Source organism: Amycolatopsis sp. La24 (assembly GCF_029087445.1).
GTDB lineage: Bacteria > Actinomycetota > Actinomycetes > Mycobacteriales > Pseudonocardiaceae > Amycolatopsis > Amycolatopsis nivea.
Map to the genome: position 1 here is coordinate 1 of NZ_JARACH010000103.1, position 18655 is coordinate 18655.

Below are 18655 nucleotides of genomic sequence, written 5' to 3' on the forward strand. Positions count from 1 at the left end.
AGCCTCCCTGCGGTTCGGGGGTGCTTGTCAAGGCATCTTTCCCGCCTTGACAAGCACCCCCGAACCGTCAGCACAATCAAACTTCGGGGTGCCCCACGCAACCAACGGGCCAATGTCGCCGCCAGGCGACGAGACCCACCCACCCCCAGGAGCCCGCGAACAAAGCCGGAGACCGGTACCTTGCAGGCATGATCGGACTGCCCGACACCATCACCGCCTGCCTCTTCGACCTGGACGGCGTACTGACCGGGACGGCCGTGCTCCACCGCGAGGCGTGGAAACGGACGTTCGACGAATACCTCCGCACCCGCGACACCGCGAACTTCCAGGAATTCACCGACGCGGACTACGCCACCTACGTAGACGGCCGCCCGAGGGCCGACGGCGTCCGGGAATTCCTCCGCTCCCGCGGAATCGACCTCCCCGAAGGCACCCCGGACGACCCCGTCGACGCCCCGACCGTGAACGGCATCGGCAACCGCAAAAACGAGTTAGTCCTGAAAATCATCGACGAACGCGGCGTAAACCCCTACCCGGGCTCCGTCCGCTACCTCGAAGCCGCCAAGCAAGCCGGACTCAGGATCGCCGTAGTGACCTCCTCCGCGAACGGCGCGAAAGTCCTCGACGCAGCAGACCTGTCCCGCTTCGTGGAAGCCCGCGTAGACGGCCTGGTCATCCGCCGTGACCACCTCAAAGGCAAGCCCGCACCCGACTCGTTCCTCGCCGGCGCCAAGGAACTCGGCGTGGACCCGAAGCAGGCCGCGGTGTTCGAGGACGCACAATCCGGCGTCCAAGCAGGCAAAGCCGGCGGTTTCGGTTACGTCGTGGGCGTGAACCGGGAAAACCAGGCCGACGCCTTGCGCGCGCACGGCGCCGACGTCGTGGTGGACGACCTCGCCGACCTGCTGGAGGACAAGTGACGGAATCCGGTTACGAATGCGCGCCGTGGGAGCTGCGCTGGCGCGGTCTCGACGTGGATGCGTTGCAGCGCACCGAATCCGCCTTCGCGGTGTCGAACGGACACATCGGGCTGCGCGGCACGCTTGAGGAAGGCGAACCGCGCGGGCTGCCCGGCACGTACCTCAACGGCTTCTACGAACAGCACGAACTCCCTTACGCCGAGGGCGGTTACGGCTATCCGGAGGAAGGCCAGACCGTCGTCAACGTGACCGACGGCAAGATCATCCGGCTGCTGGTCGAGGACGAGCCGCTGGACATGCGCTACGGCATCGCGACCGCGCACGACCGTGTGCTCGATTTCCGCCGCGGCACGCTGCGGCGCGTCACCGAATGGTCTTCGCCCACCGGCAGGCGGGTGCGGGTGACCACCGAACGGCTGGTTTCCTTCACCCAGCGCGCGGTCGCCGCGATCCGCTACGAGGTCGAACCGCTGGACGAGGACCTGCAGCTCGTCGTGCAGTCCGACCTGCTGGCCAACGAGCCGGTCGAGTCCGACACGCACGATCCGCGTGTCGCCGCCGCGCTCGACGCGCCGCTGGTCGGCGAGTTCAGCCACGCCGCGGGCTACCAGGCCGTGCTGGTGCACCAGACCCGGATGTCCGGGCTGCGGGTCGCCGCCGCGATGGACCACAAAATCGAGGTCGACGACGGCCTGCGCACCCGCATCCACGCCGAGGAGGACCTCGCCCGGCTCACCGCCGCGGTCGACGTGCCCAAGGGCGGACGGCTGCGGGTCACCAAATTCCTCGCCTACGGCTGGTCCGCGCAACGCTCCGCACCGGCGTTGCGGGCGCAGGTCGAAGCCGCGCTCGCGGGCGCGAGGCAGACCGGCTGGAAGGGGCTCGCCGCCGAGCAACGCCAGTTCCTGGACGATTTCTGGGCCACGTCGGACATCGAAATCGACGGCGACCCGGAACTCCAGCAGGCCGTCCGGTTCGCGCTCTTCCACCTGCTGCAGGCCGGCGCCCGCGGCGAAACCCGGGCTATCGCGGGAAAAGGCCTCACTGGACCGGGATACGACGGGCACGCGTTCTGGGACAGCGAGACTTTTGTGCTGCCGGTGCTGACGTACACGATGCCGGACGCCGCCCGCGACGCGCTCGGCTGGCGACACTCCACAATAGACAAAGCCAAGGAACGCGCGACCCAGCTCGGGTTGCGCGGCGCGGCTTTCCCGTGGCGGTCCATCAACGGGGCCGAATGCTCCGCGTACTGGCCCGCCGGCACCGCCGCGTTCCACGTCAGCGCGGACATCGCCGACGCTGTCGTGCGCTATGTCAACGCCACCCAGGACGAGCATTTCGAGCGCACCTGCGGCGCGGAACTGCTGCTGGAAACCGCGCGGCTGTGGGCGTCCCTCGGGCATTTCGACCACCACGGGCACTTCCGCATCGACGGCGTCACCGGGCCGGACGAGTACTCCGCGGTGGCGGACAACAACGTCTACACGAACCTGATGGCGCGCCGGAACCTGCTCGCCGCGGCTGAGGTGTGCCAGCGGCATCCGGACGTCGCCGAACAGTTCGAAGTGGACGCTCCGGAGATCGATTCCTGGCGCGCCGCGGCGGACGCGATGGCGCTGCCGTACGACCAGGAACTCGGCGTGCACCCGCAGTCGGAAGGCTTCCTGCAGCACGACGAGTGGGATTTCGCCGCCACCGACGAGGATTTCTACCCGCTGCTGCTGAACTACCCGTATTTTGACCTCTACCGCAAGCAGGTCGTCAAGCAGGCCGACCTCGTGCTCGCCCTGCACCTCTGCGGCGATTCGTTCAGCCCGGAGGAAAAAGCCCGCGACTTCGCCTACTACGAGGCACGGACGGTCCGCGACTCCTCGCTGTCCGCGGGCACGCAGGCCGTCATCGCCGCCGAGGTCGGGCACCTGCAGCTGGCGTACGACTACCTCGCCGAAGCCGCGCTGACCGACCTGCACGACGTGCACAACAACGTCCGCAACGGCCTGCACATGGCGTCGCTGGCCGGCGCCTGGCAAGCCGCCGTCGCCGGATTCGGCGGCTTCCGTGACTACGGCGGCCAGCTGTCGTTCGCGCCGCGGCTGCCGGACGAGCTCGGCGGCCTCACCTTCCGCCTCGCGTTCCGGGAAACGCGGTTCCAGGTGTCGATCCGGCCCGGCGCGGCGACGTACCGGGTGCTCAACGGCCCGCCGCTGGACCTGCTCCACCACGGCGAGCGGTTCACCGTGACCGAGGAGCCGGTGGAACTGCCGATCCCGAAGCTCGACCCGGGCCCCGCGCCGGTCCAGCCGATCGGCCGGGCCCCGGCGCGAAGGGACCCGTCGAAGGTGCGGCAGTTCGACCGGAGCTGACTCGTGAGCGGCAATCGCGGAGAGAACCGCGATTGCCGCTCACGACGGCGTTTCGTCCGTGCCCGGCACCCGAGGCACCTCGTCGGTCCGGGAAGGGCTCAGATCCGGCCCCGGCGCGTTCGCCACCTCGCCGGGCAGCTCGTCCGGGTCCGGCAGCTCGCGTTTGCGGCGCGCGGGGAACGGCGTTTCCTCGTCGTCGTCCTCGGACCGGTCGCGGGGAAGGAATTCGCTGCGCGGGGTCATCTCTCCGGGATACCCGGTTTACCGCGCCCGCACCAGGGAGTTCACGCGGCCGGACGCGAGCGCTGCTTTCCGGTCGCGTCCGTGAGCTGGTCCAGCAGCGTCAGCAGGAGCCCGTCCCGGGTCGACCACGGGCAGATCGACAGGCTCCCGCCCGCGACCGTCAGCAGCGCCTCCGCGACGACCGCGCCGCCGAGCGCTTGCTGGGCCCGCTGCCGCGAAATCCCCGGCAGCTGCGCGCGCCGCGCGAACGGCATCGCCGACAGCCGCGGAATCCACGCGCGCACGTCGTCCAGGTGCAGCTCGCGAGCCTTGCCCGGACGGTCGCCCGCCAGCCGCGCCAGCTGCCGCAGCACCTTCGAGCAGCCGACCACCCGGTGTTCGGCCAGCTCGTCCTTAACGTCGCCCAGTGCGGCGGAGACTTCCTCCAGCACGTGGTCACGCAGCGCACGCACTTGCTTGCTGCGCACCGGCGGTTCGGCGGGCAGCCAATCGCGCGTAACCGACCGGGCGCCCAGCGGCAGCGACCGCGCGAACGTGGCCTGCTCGCCCGCTCCGGCGGACAGCTCGACCGTGCCGCCGCCGATGTCGAGCGCCAGCAGCGGGCCGCCGGACGCGCCGTACCAGCGGCGCGCGCCGACGTAGGTCAGTTCCGCCTCGCGGCGGCCGGACAGGAACCGCAGTTCGACCCCGGTCTCACGAGCGACCTCGCGGACCGCGTCGCGGGAGTTGACCGCGTCCCGGATTGACGAGGTGGCCAGCGGAAACACGTCTTCGACGCCGTGCTCGCGGGCGAATTCCATCCCGTTCGAGACGGCCTTGGCGATGGCGGCGATGCCGCACTTGCTGAGCCGTCCGTCGTCGTCCAGTTCGCGGTCCAGCCGCAGCCGGGTCTGGTGCGTCAAGGCCGGGTCGATCGGGGATCCGCCGGGTTCGAGCACGACAAGCCGGGCGCTGAACGACCCGACGTCCAGCACCGCAGCAGCGGGTCCTTCGATTCTGCGCACAGCCCGGCCTACCTCGCTTTCGCCCCGCCCGGATTCCCCGTTGAACCCGTTCTTACTCCCGAATTCGCGTCCCGCGCGGGGAGTTGACGGCATTTCGACGGCGGCATCGACCTGAGGTGCGGTTTTTTCACACTCTCAGTAGCCCGCATCATAGCGGACCTACCCGAGCAGCTCCTTCAGCTTCGCGACGGCGGCCACTCGCGCCTCGCGTCCGGGCTGCAGCGGGTTGACCGCCAGGGTCGTCGCGCCGGCCTCCTTGAACGCCGCCAGCCGCTCCTTCACATACCCGGCCGGGCCGACCAGCGACGTGGCGCGCAGCAGCTCCGTCGGGACCGCCGCGGCGGCTTCTTCCTTCTTGCCGTCGAGGTAGAGGTCCTGGATCTGCTTGGCCTCGGCCTCGTAGCCGTAGTTGCAGGCCAGCGTGTTGTAGAAGTTCTTGCCGCGCGCGCCCATCCCGCCGATGTACAGCGCGAACACCGGGCGCACCCAGTCGAGCAGGTGGTCGACGTCGTCGCCGATGGCCAGCGGCGGCGCGGCGAACACGTCCAGCTCGCCCAGCTGCGGGTCGCGCTTGGCCTTGCCCTCGGCGAGCGAAGCGCCCCAGACGTCGGCGGCCTTCTCCGGGTGGAAGAAGATCGGCTGCCAGCCCTCGGCGACCTCGGCGGCGAGCGCGACGTTCTTCGGCCCGAGCGCGGCGAGCACGACCGGGATCCGCTCGCGGACCGGGTGGTTGATCAGCTTGAGCGGCTTGCCGAGGCCGGTGCCCTGGTCGGCGGGCAGCGGGATCGTGTAGTGCTTGCCGTCGTGCACGACGCGCTCGCGCTTCCACACCTGGCGGCAGATCTCGATGATCTCGCGGGTGCGGCCGATCGGCGCGTCGTACTTCACGCCGTGGAAACCCTCGATGACCTGCGGTCCGGACGCGCCGAGGCCGAGGGTGAACCGGCCGTCGGACACGAAGTCCAGCCCGGCCGCGGTCATCGCGGTGAGGCTCGGCGTGCGGGTGTAGATCTGGAAGATGCCCGACATCAGGCCGACGCGCTCGGTCTTCGCGGCGAGGAAGCCGAGCTGGCTCACCGCGTCGAAGCTGTAGGCCTCGGGGACGAACACGATGTCGAGCCCGACCCGTTCCAGCTCCACGATGTCCGCGACGCTTTCGGCGAACCCGCCCGAGTAGCTGACGCCGGTGCCGATCCTCATCGATCCCTCATTCCCGTGCCGGTCGACTGTGACTAAGCGTTTGCTCATTATGCGGCCGCCCGGGTGACGACGCTACGGCGTGGGTCACACCACAGCGGGCGCCACCGTCCCGCGCACCTCGCCGAACCCGATCCGCGCACCGCCTGGACCTGGGGCGGAAGCGGTGATGACGACCTCGTCGCCGTCCTCCAGGAACGTCCTGGTCTCCTCGCCGACCGCGAGCGGTTCGCGCCCGCCCCAGCTCAGCTCCAGCAGCGAGCCGCGCTGGTCCTTCGCCGGGCCGGTGACCGTGCCGGACGCGTACAGGTCGCCGGTGCGCAGGCTCGCGCCGTTGACGGTGAGGTGCGCGAACTGCTGCGCGCCCGTCCAGTATTGCGTGGCGAACGGCGGACTGGACACGAGCCGTCCGTTGATCCGGATTTCCAGCGTCAGGTCCAGGCTCCACGGCTCGGCCGCGCGCAGGTATTCGAACGGCTCCGGGTCCTGCGCGGGCTGCGGCACGCGGGCGTGCTTCAGCGCGGCCAGCGGAACCAGCCACGGCGACATCGACGTGGCGAACGATTTGCCGAGGAACGGCCCGAGCGGCTGCGATTCCCAGCCCTGCAGATCGCGCGCCGACCAGTCGTTGACCAGGCAGACACCGAAGACGTGGCGGGGGAACTCGTCGATCGGCACCGGCGCGCCCAGCTCCGATCCCACGCCGACGACGAAGCCGACCTCCGCCTCGAAGTCGAGCCGCTTGGCCGCGCCGAACGACGGTTGCGTCGCCTTGCGCGGTTTCCGTTGCCCGGCCGGGCGGATCACCGGCGTGCCGGACGCGACGACGGTGCCCGCGCGGCCGTGGTAGCCGATCGGCAGGTGTTTCCAGTTCGCCGGCACCAGATCGTCGCCGCCGGTGAAGATCCGGCTGGCGTTGATCGCGTGCTGTTCGCTGGAGTAGAAGTCGACGTAATCCGCGACCTCTACTGGCAGATGGCTCGTGATTTCGTTGCGGGGCACCAGATGCGGCCGGATCCGGTCGGCGTGCCGCGGTTCGGAGAGCCATTCGCGGACCCGCGCCCGCACATCGGCCCAGATGTCCGGGCCGGCGGCGAGCAGCGGGTTCAGCACGCCCGCGCCGAGCAGGCGGCCGAAGGACTCCCCCTCGGCCGCCGCGGTCAGGTCGAGCACCTGGTCCCCGACCGCGACGCCGGCCCGGCGGGTCCGCTCGCCGTGCGAGAAGACGCCGTAGGGCAGGTTGTCGAGGCCGAAGAGGGTGTCGGCCGGAAGGTCGAGCCAGGTCACGCGGACGCCTCCGCGATCCACGCGCCGACCACGGTGTCCAAAGCGGACAGCGGGAGAATCCCGTTGCCCAGGATCACGTCGTGGAACGCGCGGATGTCGAACCGGTCGCCCAGCGCCCGTTCGGCCTCGGCGCGGACGCGCTGGATTTCCAGCCGCCCCACCATGTAGCTGAGCGCCTGGCCCGGATTCGCGACGTACCGGTCGATCTCCGCCTCGATCTCCATCTTCGCCATCGGCGTGTGCTCGACCAGGTAGTCGACCGCCTGCTGCCGGGTCCAGCCCAGCGCGTGCAGACCGGTGTCGACGACGAGCCGCCCGGCCCGCATCGAGTCCTGGGCGAGCATGCCGAAGCGGGCGACGTCGTCGGAGTACAGGCCCATCTCGTCGGCGAGGCGCTCCGCGTACAGGCCCCAGCCCTCGATGTAGGCGTTGAACGGCGCGATCCGGCGCAGCAGCGGCAGATCGGTGAGTTCCTGCGCGAACGTGAGCTGGAAGTGGTGCCCGGGAACGGCCTCGTGGAACGCGATCCCCTCGCTGGTGAACCGCGGCCGCGAACTCGCCTCGTAAGTGTTCGCGTAGTACGTGCCGGGCCGGGAACCGTCGAACGCGGCCTGGAGGTAGTAGGCGATGGTGCCGCTCGCCGCGTCCGCCTCCGGGACCGGCTCGACCGCGCACTTCGCGTCCGGCACCCGGGAGAACCATTGCGGCGCAACGGTTTCCGCCCGGGCGATCGCGGTGCGAGCGCCTTCCAGCAGTTCCTCGCCGTCGCGCCAGCGCAGCTCCGGGTCGGTGCGGAGGCGGTCGAAGATCTCCCGCAGCTCTCCGGTGCCGAACACGCGGGAGCCCAGTTCGCGGTACTCCTCGGCCAGTTTCTCGCCCAGCCGCAGCCCGGTGTCGTGCAGTTCCTGCGCGGTGCGGTCCGTGGTGGTGTGCGCGCGGATCAGGCCCTGGTACTTCTCCAGCCCGCCCGGCAGGTGGCTGATGCCCGGCTGGCTGTCCGTCTTCGAAACCGGCAGCACGTCCTCGGCGAGGAAGTCGCGGTAGCGGCGGTACGCGGGCCGCACGACCTCGGCGAGCAGCCGGTCGCATTCCGCCGCGAAGCCGTCGACCTCGACCGACGGCGTGACGCGGAACGGATCGCCGTCCTCGTTCGCGAGGTACCGCTCGACGTACTCGATCCCGATGCGCACCAGGAAGTCCGGCGGCGCGAACCCGTCCGCGACGGTCGTCCGCTGCGCCTCGATCACCGCGTCCAGATAGCCGCCGATCGCCGCCAGCCGGGTGAGGTAGTCGCGCGCCTTGTCCGCGTCGTCCGGGGCCAGCGCGGGAAGGATGGTCATGAGGTTCAGCGCGGGCGAGCTGAACCCGTCGCTCACCGCGAAGCCGGACAGCCGCGAATCGATCGTGTCGATCGCGCCGCGGGCGTGCGTGCGCACCACCTCGCGGGTGATGACCTCGGACGGAGTCAGCCGGGCCGGGTCGATCGCGTCGGCGCGCTCGGCGATCGCGGCGTACTTGGCCCGGTCGCGCTCGGCCGCGGCGAGGCTCGGGTCGGCGAGCTTCGTATGGTCGCCGGGGAGGCCGAGGACGGTGCGCTCCAGCGGTTCCCGCTCGAAGTCCAGCTCGACCAGCTCGTCCGCCAGGCCGACGACGGTGTCGCCGTAGCCGGCCGCCCACTCGGTGACGACGGCGTCCAGCACCGACAGCGGCAGGGATCCGCCGGAGAGGACCGTGTCGTGGAAGGCCTTGACGTCGAAGCGGCTGCCGAGCCGCTGTTCGGCCTGCTTGCGCAGCCGCTCGATCTCCAGCCGCCCGACCAGGTACGCGAGCGCCTGGCCCGGGTAGCCGAGGTACCGGTCGACCTCCGATTCGATCTCGACCTGCGCCATCGGCGTGTGCTCCAGCAGGTAGTCGACCGCCTGCTGCCGGCTCCAGCCCAGCGCGTGCAGGCCGGTGTCGACGACCAGCCGGCCGGCCCGCATGGACTCCATCGTCAGCATGCCGAGCAGCGACACGTCGTCGGAGTACAGGCCCATCTCGTCGGCGAGGCGCTCGGTGTAGAGGCCCCAGCCCTCGGCGTACGCGGTGAAGTTGCCGATGCGGCGCAGCAGCGGCAGGTCGGCGAGGTCGAGCGCGGTGCTGAGCTGGAAGTGGTGGCCCGGGATCGCCTCGTGGAACGCGATGACCTCGGCGGTGTGCCGGAACCGCTCGGTGGCCTGGTGGGTGTTCGCGAAGTAGACGCCCGGCCGGGACCCGTCCGCGGCGGGCGGCATGTAGTACGCCGGGGGCGCGCCGGGCGCGGAGTCCTCCGGCACCGCCTCGACGGTCCACGGGTGCTCCGGGATCTTGCCGAACCAGTTCGGCGCCTCGGCCGCGGCGCGGGAGATGGCCGTGCGGGCGGTTTCGAGGAGGTCCTCGGCGCTCGTCCAGCGGAGCTTCGGGTCGGTGCGCAGCCGCTCGAAGATCTCCGGCAGCTCGCGCGTGCCGAACACGCGCTCGCCGAGCGTCTGGTACTGCTCGACCTGGCCGGCGATCACCGCGAGGCCTGTGTCGTGCAGCTCCTGCGGGGTGCGGTTGCTGGTGGTGTGGGTGCGGGCGAGACGGGCGTAGATCTCGTCGCCGCCGGGCAGCCAGGAGACGCCTGCCTTGTCGTCCGGACGGCCGTGCGGGAGGACCTCGGCCTCGAGGAAGTCGCGGTACTCGCGGAAGCCGGGCCGGGCGACGTCTTCGAGGATCTGCCTGCGGCGCGCGGCGAACTCGTCGTCCGGGGCGGGCTGGCGCAGCAGCGGGTCGTTCTCGGGCTCGGCGAGGTAGCGGTCGAGGTGCGCGATCGCGGCCTTGACCAGGCGTTCGATCGGCAGCAGCCCGGCGGCGATGCCGTCGCGGTGCCGTTGCGCGACGGCGCGGAGGTACTCCGGGACCTCGCGGAGCCTGCCGAGATGCACCTCGGCGGTTTCCGCGGTGACGGTGACCATCGGCAGCGCGGACAGCAGCCCGGAAGCGGGCCCGACGAACAGGTCGGTGACGGTGAAGTCGACGACCCGGCTGTCCATCCGGTCGAGGGTGCCGTCGATGGAGCTGAGCAGGACGTCGCGGGTGACGCGGTCGACGTCGTCGAGCCCGGCCGGGTCGACCGCCTCGGCCCGCTCCCGGATCCCGGCGAGCTTCCCGCGCAGCGCCGCCTCCGCCGCGGCCGACGGATCGCCGAGCCCCGGCGCGTCCGGCCGGATGCCGAGAATGGCGGCGTCGAGCGGCTCGTGGTCGAACGACACCTCGACGAGTTCGTCGGCGAGATCGGAAACGACGGTCATCGGCGTGGACCCCCAGGGTAGGCGGAGCGAGTGCTGCTCCCGACCCTAATCGAGACAGGGGCGCCGACGCCCGTGTCCTCGGCGGCCGGTCCCTCGGCAGGCCGTATCGGCGTGCCGGGGCGTGGAACTCGCGCGGTCCCGTCCGCCTTTCCGAGACGCGCCGATCGCCGACGGCGCGGTGGCGCGGTGGCGCGGTGGCGCGGTGGCGCGGTGGCGCGGTGGCGCGGTGGCGCGGGGCACATGGTGCAGCAGGCCATACCGGCGTGCCAGGGCGTCGAACTCGGGCGGTCCCGCCCGCCCCCGGGACGCGCCGATCGCCGAGGTCGCGGTGGCGCGGGGCACGCCGGGCGCGTGGTGCGGCCGGGCCGGGCGGGCGAGGCGGTAGCGTTGCCGGAGTGGCCGTGACCGATCCCGCCGACATCCGCCTGCTCGCCGCGCTCGCCGAGCTGGGCAAGGGGGCTGTGCACGAGCTGGCGGCGAAGGTCGGGATGGACCCGAGGGAGGTCGCGTACCGGCTGGTCGCGCTGTCCGGGAGCGGATTGCCGCTGCTGGTCGGGGTCGAAAGCGACCCGAACGGTCTCCGCGCGGCGATTTCCGGGGCTCCGGCTTCGTGGCAGCGTCCCCCGGGCGGCTATCCGGGCGGGCCCGGGTCGGCGCCGTTCCCCGCTGCGGCCGGGCCGAACGCGGGGCCCGGGACGGCGGGACAGAACCTGGGCGGGATGCCCGGGGCAGCCGGTCCGAATCCGGGCGGGGCTGCCGGGCCCAGCCAGGGCGGGATGCCAGGAGCTGCGGGGCCTAACCAGGGCGGGATGCCCGGGGCTGCGGGGCCTAACCAGGGCGGGATGCCCGGGGCTGCGGGACCTAACCAGGGCGGGATGCCCGGACCCAACCAGGGCGGGATGCCGGGGCCGATGACGTCCGGCCAGGGTGCGGTGCCAGGCGCCGGCCCGGCGTCGGCGGGAGTCCCCGTGCGAGGCGGGGCGGCGGGAATGCCGGGCGCGCAGGGCTCCGGTCCGCATCCGCCCGGGCCGAACGGGATCCCCGATTCCGCCGGGATGCCGGGGCACTCCGGACCGCATCCGCCGGGACAGCACGGCATGCCCGGTCCGGGAACCTCCGGCGCCTACTCACCAGGGCAAACCGGGATTCCCGCGGGTCCGGGGCAGCACGGCATGCCCGGCCCGGGAACTTCCGCCGCGTACCCGCCCGGGCAGACCGGCATTCCGGCGACCGGGCCGGGTCCGGGCGTGTCCGGCGCGTACGCACCCGGACCGGCCGGGATTTCCGGCGCGTATCCCCCGGGACCGAACGGAATTCCCGGCGGGCCGGGGGTGTCCGGCGCCTATGCCCCGGGACCGAACGGGATCCCCGCCGGACCGGGGGTGTCCGGCGCGTACTCCCCCGGGCAAACCGGGATGCCGCACCAGGTTCCCGTCGGCGCGAATGTCCACAATGGACCTTCCGGGCCGTACCCGGCTCCGGATCCGGTCGTCAGCACGTGGGGCGTCCCGCAGACCGCTTCCTGGGCCCGCGGCGACGAACCCCGGCCCGCCGCGGCGCCTGCCAAGCAGGGGCGGATCGGCGAGACGATGCAGTCGCAGGGGCTCGAAGGGGAACAGCTTTCCGTGCAGCTGCTGGAGGTCCAGGATCCCGCCGACTTCCTCTTCGGCGCGGCGGGCTACCGGCTCGAGGACGGCGAGCGCGCGGTCGTCGTGCACACCGAGATCACCAATCGCGGGCCGATCCCGTTCGCGTCGCTGCCCGACAACTATCTCGAGCTCGTCACCGACAGCGGCGAGACCGTCGCGAAGGCCCCGGTTTCGCTGACGTCCCGGCCGCCGCACAAGATCGGCGTGCAGCCGGGCGAGACGCTCGGCGGGCACACCGTCTACGTGCTCCCCACCGCGACCCGGGTCGTCTCGGTGCGCTGGAGCCCGCGGCCCGAGCCGGACGAGCGCACCCTGACCTGGGCCGTCGACTAGTTCCCGTCGCGCAGGATCTCCAGCGCACTGGCCAGATCGTCGGGGTACTCCGCCTCGAACTCGACCCACCGGCCGTCCGCGGGGTGTGCGAAACCGAGCGTCCGCGCGTGCAGCCACTGGCGCGTCAGGCCGAGTTTCCGGGCCAGCACCGGGTCCGCCCCGTAGGTCAGGTCGCCCGCGCACGGGTGGCGCAGCGCGGAGAAGTGCACGCGGATCTGGTGCGTACGCCCGGTTTCCAGCTTCACGTGCGCCAGCGACGCCGCCCGGAACGCCTCGACCACCTCGTAGTGCGTGACGCTCGGCCGTCCGCCCGCGACGACGGCGAACTTGTAGTCGTGCCGCGGATGGCGGTCGATCGGGGCGTCGATGGTGCCGCGCGTCGGGTCCGGGTGGCCCTGCACGACGGCGTGATAGCCCTTGTCGACGGTCCGTTCCTTGAACGCCCGCTTCAGCACGGTGTACGCGTGCTCGCTCTTCGCCACCACCATCACCCCGGTGGTGCCCGCGTCGAGCCGGTGCACGACGCCCTGTCGTTCGGCCGCGCCGGAGGTCGAGATGCGCAGCCCGGACGCGGCGAGTCCGCCGACGACCGTCGGACCGGTCCAGCCCGGGCTGGGGTGCACGGCGACGCCGACCGGTTTCGAAATCACCACGATGTCGTCGTCATCGTGCAGGATCTTCATGCCTTCGACTGGCTCCGCGACGATTTCCGCCGCACGTTCCGGTTCCGGCAGCGTCACCTCGAGCAGCCCGCCCGCGGACAGCCGGTCCGATTTGCCCGCCGGACGGCCGTCGAGGAGGACGTCGCCCGCCGCGGCGAGGTCCGCGACCGCGGTGCGGGACAGGCCGAGCAGTTTGGCGAGCCCGGCGTCGACGCGCATCCCGTCGAGCCCGTCGGGGACGGGCAGCATGCGCGCGCTCACTCGGAGTCCTTCTTCTTGCCGCGGGTGGAGGTGCCGTCGTAGTCCTTGCCGAGCAGGGACAGCAGCACGATCAGCGCGCCGCCGACGCAGATCGCGGAGTCGGCGATGTTGAAGATCGCGAACCCCTCGCCGTTGGGCGCGAACGCGGAGATGAAGTCGACGACGTGGCCGCGCAGCGGTCCGGGCTCGCGGAAGAACCGGTCGGTCAGGTTGCCGAGCGCGCCGGCGAGCACGAGCCCGAGGCCGATCGCCCAGCCGACCGAGCGCAGCCTGCGCGAGATCCACACGATCGCGATCACGACGCCGATCGCGACCAGCGCGAGCACCCACGTCATGCCGGTCGCCATCGAGAACGCGGCGCCCGGGTTGCGGATGACCTGCAGGTAGATCAGCCCGCCGAGGATCGGCTTGGGCTCCTTGCCCTCGAGGTTCGCGACCACGAGGTTCTTCGTGATCAGGTCGATCGCCCACAGCAGCGCCGCGACCGCGAACACCACCCAGACCCGCCGCTTGGGCAGCGGCGCGCCGTCCCCGGCGGCCTCCTGCTCAGGCGGTTCCGCAGACGGCTCGACCTCGGACTCGGACGGCGAAGGATCGGTGCTCACACCCCCATTGTCCACAACCGCGCCCGAGCAGGTCACAGCGGCCGAATTCAGTCGCCCCGGAGGCCTCTCGCCCGCCATCATCGCTGCCATGCCCGCCGAGATCCCCGCCCCCGCCGCGGCCGCGGCCTGGATCGCCCTCGACCTCTCCCCCACCAGCGACCTCCCGCTCTGGGCCGCCCACTGGCTGGCCGACGGCGAGGACGGCGAGCACCTGCGCCACCTGGCCGGGCTGTCCCGCAGCGAACCGCGGGAAGTCCACGACGTGCAGGAGGCGGCCTTAGCCGACTGCCGCACGCCCATTCCCGCCGTGGCCGACGCAGCCGAAGCCGCGTTCACTCACCTGGCCCGGCTGTTCCTCAACGGCCATCTCAGCGAACGCGGCCTGCTGAACGACCTGCACTCGGACTGTGTTTGATGGCGTCGGCTCCGCCGCCGCGGCGGGATCGCCCTTAAGCCGACGTTTGGGCTGAGCGACGCGAGGGGCCTTCGGCCTGTCACGCCGCTCAGCCCAAACGTCGGCGCGATCCCGCGTTGTGGTCACGTTTCCTGTCGCGCCAGTCCCAGCACCCGCCCCGTCAGGCGCAGAACGGCGGCAGCTCCCGCGGGTCCCCGACCGGCGCCCACCGCCCGTCCACCTTCGCGTACTCCCACCGGGCTCCCCGGGCCACGATCTGCCGCAGCGCCAGCACCAAGCGGTCGACGTGTTCCTCGGTGCTCCCCAGCCCGAGGCTCACCCGGACCGCCTGCTGGCCCTCGCTTCCGGCTTCCCGGATCAGCCGCCGGGCGGCCACGTGCGCGCAGAACGCCCCGTCCCGCACGCCGATTCCGTACTCGGCCGACAGCACCGCGGCCAGCCATCCGGGCTCGAACCCGTCGACCACGAAGCTCACCGTGCCGACCCGGTCCACCGGCGCGTCGAAGAACCGCAGCTCGGCGAAACCCGGCAGGCTCTCAAGCCCCTTGCGCAACCGCTCCAGCAACGCGGCCTCATGCGAACCCACGGCATCCCACTGAGCTGCCAGCTGCTCGCAAGCCACCCCGAGCGCATACACGCCAACGGTATTCGGCGATCCGGCCTCGTGCCGCTCTTCGCCGCTGTTCCACACCACGGCTTCCTCGGTCACCAGTTTCGTAGCGCCACCACCGGCCAGGTACGGCTCGGCCGCCCGCAACCAGTCGCTGCGCCCGATCAGCGCACCGGCCCCGAAGGGCGCGTACAGCTTGTGCCCGGACAGCGCGACGTAGTCAACATCCAGCTCCCGCAACGAAATCTGCCGGTGCGGAGCGAGCTGTGCGGCGTCGAGGGCCACCCGGGCGCCGTGTTTCCGGGCCACCGCAGCGATCTCGGCCACCGGCAGCAGCTCACCGGTCACATTGGACGCACCGGCGACGACCACCAACCGCGGCCCCTGCGGGCATTCCGCGAGCGCTTCGTCCACAACGGACACCGCGGCGAGCCGGGTCCGCGGCAGCTGCACGCGCCGGACGTTCGGGCCGCGCCACGGCAGCAAGGCCGCGTGGTGCTCGCTGTCGAACACCACCACGGAAGTCTTGCGCGGCAACGCTTTCGCCAGCAGGTTGAACGCGTCCGTGGTGTTGCGGGTGAAGATCACCGAGTCGCCGTTGCGAGCGTCCACGAACCGGCGCAGCACGTCGCGCGTCCGCTCGTAAAGCCGCGTCGAGACCTGCGAAGCGAAGCCCGCGCCGCGGTGCACGCTGGCGTACCAGGGAAGGAACTCGTCGACCGCCGAACGCACGGCGTCCAGACACGGCGCGCTCGCCGCGTGGTCGAGGTTGGCGTAACCGATGTCGCCGCCGGTGACCAGCGGGACCCGCAGCGTCGCACCGGCGACAGCGGGAACGGCAGCGGCAACAGTTTCCGTGGACCGGTCGAGTGCGAGAGTCATGACGGCGCCTCCTCGGCGTTCCGGGGGACCCCCGGCGAGGGGCCCGCGCTTGCCCGCCGCACTGCGCGACCGGCCTGGTCCTCACCCGGGGCACCCCACCGCGGTAGGAGGGTTGCCGGCCAGCAAGCCGGGGCTTCGCGCTGGCACTCATGACCTGGAACCGAAGATAGCGGACGACCCCCGGGAGAAACCAGACCCGTCTCGTGATCTGAGACGGCAGTCACAGGGCGTGTCCACAAAGGACAGAAAGATCAGGCTCCGGATTCCCCGTGCCAGCGCGCGAGGCGGCCGGCCCGGTCGACGGCCCGGATGCGCCGTTCGGTCGCGTCGCGGTCGGCGGCGGTCGTGACCACCAGAAGCTGGTCCTCGACCTGCAAGCGGCTCGTTTTCTGCGGCGTGAAGCCCGTCCCGCCGCGCACCACGAGACTGACCGTCGCCCCGGCGGGCAGCCGCAGCTCCGACAGGTACACGCCGTGCAGCTTCGACCCCTTCTGAATGCGCACCTGCAGCAGTTCGGCGCCGAGCTCGTCGAGCGGGGCGGCGTCGACCTCGATCTCGTGCGCCTGCGTCGCCTTCGCCAGCCCGAGGATCCGCGCGAGCGGGCTGAGCGTCGCGCCCTGCAGCACGGTGAGCACGATGACGAGCACGAAAACCGCGTCCACGAGCCGTTGCGCGCCGGGCACGCCCTCGGACAGCGGGATCATCGCGAGCACGATCGGCACCGCACCGCGCAAGCCCGCCCAGGACAGGAACACCTGATCCCGCCACGGCAAGCGGAACGGCAGCAGCGACAAGACCACCGACAGCGGCCGGGCGAGCAGCAGCACCACCGCGCCCGCGACGAGGCCGGGGATGAGCGTTTCGAGCAGCCGGGTCGGCGACGCGAACAGGCCGAGCAGCACGAACAGCCCGATCTGCGCGAGCCAGCCGAGCCCTTCGGCGAACGACAGGGTGTCCGACCGGTGCGGCAGCTTGGAATTCCCCAGCACCAGGCCGGCGACGTAGGTGGCGAGCAGGCCGGACGCGTGCGCCAGCTGTCCCGAGGAGTACGCGAGCACGCACACCGCGACCGTGGCGAGCGGGTACAGGCCGGTCGCCGGGAGCGCGGCCCGGCGCAGCGCCTGCGCGCCCAGCCAGCCGAACGCCAGGCCGAGCACGAGGCCGGTGAGCAGTTCGTAGACCACCAGCAGCGGCAGCGACCAGTCGACCGCCTCGCCGGACGCGAGCACGACGACCGCGATGTAGGCGGGCGCGTCGTTGATGCCGGATTCCAGTTCCAGCGCGCCGACGAGCCGTTTCCCGACCCCGGCCGTGCGCAGCACGGAGAACACCGCCGCCGCGTCGGTGGACGCGAGAACCGCGCCCCACAGCAGGGCGAGCCGCCAGTCGAGGCCGAGCAGCCAGTGCAATGCCGCGCCGGTGACCGCGATGCTGATCACCACGGCCACTGTGGACAGCAGGATTCCGGGCCCCAGCGAGGGTTTCACCGCGGACCAGCGCGTGGTGAGCCCGCCCTCGGTGAGGATCAGGACGAGCGCGGCGAGCCCGAGAGACTGGGTGAGCGCCGGATTGTCGAAGCGGATGCCGAATCCGGCTTCGCCGAGCACGACGCCGATCCCGAGATACAGCAGCAGCGACGGGAATCCGAGCCGGATGGACACCCGCACCGCGACGACCGAGACGACGAGAACCAGCGCTCCGACGCCCAGCACCAAGGGAAGCTCGTTCACCCTCCGCCTCCCTCCCGGTCGCCCGCAGGCGTCCAGAATAGTGAGGCAGTGTCCGGTTCCCGAGCGCGCACCACCGGTCCGGGGGACCTCGCCGGTGTGTTACGAAGCCTCGGCGGCACTCACCGTCGCGAGATCGACACCTAGCGCGGCGAACGGACCCCGCGCGCCCGGCAGGACGCGGACTGCACGCTGCTGGTCTCGCGTCAGCCATCCCGCCTCGACCGCCCGCTCCAGCACCGCCGCCGGAACCGCGCCGGCGAGGTGCTCCCGCCGCTCTGTCCAATCCAGACAGTCGCGCAACAGCGGCCGCCGCGGCCGATCCGGCACCGCGACGCCGAGATCGGCCAGCACGTCGCGTCCGGCGTCGGTGAGCGCGAGCCCGTCCGACACGTCGATCAGGCCCCGCTCGACCATCCCGTCCCGCAAGGCGACGCCGAGGGTCCCGGCGAGATGGTCGTAGCAACTGCGCGCGAACGACAAACGCTGCACCCGCAACGAAGTCCGGAGCCCGGACGGCCGTTTCAGTTCGGCATGCTGCGCCAGATGCTCGATCAGCTCCGCGACCCGCGGATTCGCGAGCCGCACGTACGCGTGCCGCCCCTGCTTCACCCGGGCGACGAACCCGGCCTCGGCCAGCCGCGTCACGTGCTCGCTGGCCGTAGACACCGCGATCCGCGCCGCGGCGGCCAGTTCGCTGACCGTCCAGGCCCGCCCGTCGAGCAGGGCGAGACACATGGTCGCGCGGCTCGGGTCGGCGAGCACGGCGGCGACCTCGGCCAATGCGACGGTTTCCATATGCCCACGGTAGAGCGGGGACGCTTCGGCCGCGGCCGAAGCGAGGTTTCTCGGCAGCCGCAGCGTGCGCCCTGGTTGCCGCGATGCGCGGCATCAGCCGGGCTTCGTGGCTTCTCCGCACCTGCCGACACGCATCGCGGCTCGCGGAGCTGGCGCGGTTGCGAGGTCCGTGAAGGGCTCCTTGAGGGAATCTGACCTGGATCCACCGGTGTGAATTGGTGTTGTGGGTCGTGTCCGGTCGGGCAGGTGCTCTCTGGTCTGGGATGATTGTTCTTGCGACAGAGCAATTGTCACCGAGGGAGAGGGCACCTGCTGGATGCGATCATTGCATACTGCCGGGGCGGTGTCGGCGAGGTTCGACGATCCGAACCTCGTGTCGCATGCC

General features: G+C 71.5%; 14 protein-coding genes, 1 pseudogene and 1 riboswitch. Of the genes and pseudogenes, 5 read left to right on the plus strand and 10 right to left on the minus strand.

The window, feature by feature from the left end; translation table 11 throughout:
• The first annotated feature begins 188 nt into the window (after window positions 1-188).
• On the plus strand, window positions 189-920 hold the full coding sequence (locus PUT80_RS44620; RefSeq protein WP_134728595.1) for a beta-phosphoglucomutase family hydrolase: 732 nt from the start codon (window positions 189-191) through the stop codon (window positions 918-920).
• Window positions 917-3286: a glycosyl hydrolase family 65 protein gene (locus tag PUT80_RS44625; protein WP_037812390.1), complete on the plus strand. Its 2370-nt coding sequence runs from the start codon at window positions 917-919 to the stop codon at window positions 3284-3286. The genes PUT80_RS44620 and PUT80_RS44625 overlap by 4 nt, the downstream gene beginning before the upstream one ends.
• A 39-nt stretch (window positions 3287-3325) precedes the next feature.
• On the opposite strand, the gene PUT80_RS44630 is transcribed toward PUT80_RS44625, so the two are convergent.
• From PUT80_RS44630 to PUT80_RS44650, 5 genes are all read right to left on the minus strand, one after another.
• Window positions 3326-3529: a hypothetical protein gene (locus PUT80_RS44630; RefSeq protein WP_037812392.1), complete on the minus strand. Its 204-nt coding sequence runs from the start codon at window positions 3527-3529 to the stop codon at window positions 3326-3328.
• A 41-nt stretch (window positions 3530-3570) separates the two neighbouring features.
• Complete coding sequence (locus tag PUT80_RS44635; protein WP_037812394.1) at window positions 3571-4533, minus strand: exopolyphosphatase; 963 nt, start codon at window positions 4531-4533, stop codon at window positions 3571-3573.
• A gap of 159 nt (window positions 4534-4692) precedes the next feature.
• The gene (locus PUT80_RS44640) at window positions 4693-5733 is read right to left on the minus strand and encodes an LLM class F420-dependent oxidoreductase (protein WP_037812396.1); all 1041 of its coding nucleotides are present in this window, start codon (window positions 5731-5733) and stop codon (window positions 4693-4695) included.
• A gap of 84 nt (window positions 5734-5817) precedes the next feature.
• Window positions 5818-7017: a fumarylacetoacetase gene (fahA, locus tag PUT80_RS44645; RefSeq protein ID WP_051728905.1), complete on the minus strand. Its 1200-nt coding sequence runs from the start codon at window positions 7015-7017 to the stop codon at window positions 5818-5820.
• The gene (locus PUT80_RS44650; RefSeq protein ID WP_275295756.1) at window positions 7014-10328 is read right to left on the minus strand and encodes a DUF885 domain-containing protein; all 3315 of its coding nucleotides are present in this window, start codon (window positions 10326-10328) and stop codon (window positions 7014-7016) included. The genes fahA and PUT80_RS44650 overlap by 4 nt, the downstream gene beginning before the upstream one ends.
• 395 nt (window positions 10329-10723) lie before the next feature.
• Here PUT80_RS44650 and PUT80_RS44655 point away from each other — a divergent pair.
• Together PUT80_RS44655 and PUT80_RS44660 are read left to right on the plus strand one after the other, a co-directional pair.
• Window positions 10724-10942 (plus strand): annotated as a pseudogene (locus PUT80_RS44655) (Lrp/AsnC family transcriptional regulator); the annotation flags it as partial.
• A 441-nt stretch (window positions 10943-11383) separates the two neighbouring features.
• The gene (locus PUT80_RS44660) at window positions 11384-12310 is read left to right on the plus strand and encodes an AsnC family protein (protein ID WP_240692046.1); all 927 of its coding nucleotides are present in this window, start codon (window positions 11384-11386) and stop codon (window positions 12308-12310) included.
• Here the strand turns inward: PUT80_RS44660 and PUT80_RS44665 are convergent.
• A complete protein-coding gene (locus tag PUT80_RS44665) occupies window positions 12307-13233 on the minus strand; it encodes an RluA family pseudouridine synthase (RefSeq protein WP_107051029.1) in 927 nt (308 codons plus the stop codon). The two genes, PUT80_RS44660 and PUT80_RS44665, sit on opposite strands and share 4 nt — an antisense overlap.
• Window positions 13230-13838: a signal peptidase II gene (gene lspA, locus PUT80_RS44670; protein WP_037812401.1), complete on the minus strand. Its 609-nt coding sequence runs from the start codon at window positions 13836-13838 to the stop codon at window positions 13230-13232. Before lspA ends, PUT80_RS44665 begins: the two co-directional genes overlap by 4 nt.
• A gap of 88 nt (window positions 13839-13926) precedes the next feature.
• Here lspA and PUT80_RS44675 point away from each other — a divergent pair, with 88 nt between their 5' ends.
• Window positions 13927-14253 (plus strand): hypothetical protein, encoded by a 327-nt coding sequence (locus PUT80_RS44675; RefSeq protein WP_275295757.1) that lies wholly within the window; start codon window positions 13927-13929, stop codon window positions 14251-14253.
• A 160-nt stretch (window positions 14254-14413) separates the two neighbouring features.
• Here PUT80_RS44675 and PUT80_RS44680 read toward each other — a convergent pair whose 3' ends face one another.
• The 3 genes from PUT80_RS44680 to PUT80_RS44690 form a co-directional block, all read right to left on the minus strand.
• Window positions 14414-15745 (minus strand): aminotransferase class V-fold PLP-dependent enzyme, encoded by a 1332-nt coding sequence (locus tag PUT80_RS44680; protein ID WP_275295758.1) that lies wholly within the window; start codon window positions 15743-15745, stop codon window positions 14414-14416.
• 40 nt (window positions 15746-15785) lie between these two features.
• A riboswitch (SAM riboswitch) is annotated at window positions 15786-15900 on the minus strand.
• A gap of 96 nt (window positions 15901-15996) precedes the next feature.
• A complete protein-coding gene (locus PUT80_RS44685; protein WP_275295759.1) occupies window positions 15997-17475 on the minus strand; it encodes a potassium/proton antiporter in 1479 nt (492 codons plus the stop codon).
• 99 nt (window positions 17476-17574) lie between these two features.
• Window positions 17575-18270: a helix-turn-helix domain-containing protein gene (locus PUT80_RS44690; RefSeq protein ID WP_275295760.1), complete on the minus strand. Its 696-nt coding sequence runs from the start codon at window positions 18268-18270 to the stop codon at window positions 17575-17577.
• Window positions 18271-18655: the final 385 nt, after the last annotated feature.

Bases quoted from the DNA above. Each gene is read 5' to 3' on its own strand.
- PUT80_RS44620 (WP_134728595.1), top strand. From the start codon at position 189: ATGATCGGACTGCCCGACACCATCACCGCCTGCCTCTTCGACCTGGAC.
- PUT80_RS44675 (WP_275295757.1), top strand. From the start codon at position 13,927: ATGCCCGCCGAGATCCCCGCCCCCGCCGCGGCCGCGGCCTGGATCGCC.
- PUT80_RS44690 (WP_275295760.1), bottom strand. From the start codon at position 18,270: ATGGAAACCGTCGCATTGGCCGAGGTCGCCGCCGTGCTCGCCGACCCG.
- PUT80_RS44640 (WP_037812396.1), bottom strand. From the start codon at position 5,733: ATGAGGATCGGCACCGGCGTCAGCTACTCGGGCGGGTTCGCCGAAAGC.
- PUT80_RS44650 (WP_275295756.1), bottom strand. From the start codon at position 10,328: ATGACCGTCGTTTCCGATCTCGCCGACGAACTCGTCGAGGTGTCGTTC.
- PUT80_RS44660 (WP_240692046.1), top strand. From the start codon at position 11,384: ATGCCGGGGCACTCCGGACCGCATCCGCCGGGACAGCACGGCATGCCC.
- PUT80_RS44680 (WP_275295758.1), bottom strand. From the start codon at position 15,745: ATGACTCTCGCACTCGACCGGTCCACGGAAACTGTTGCCGCTGCCGTT.
- PUT80_RS44630 (WP_037812392.1), bottom strand. From the start codon at position 3,529: ATGACCCCGCGCAGCGAATTCCTTCCCCGCGACCGGTCCGAGGACGAC.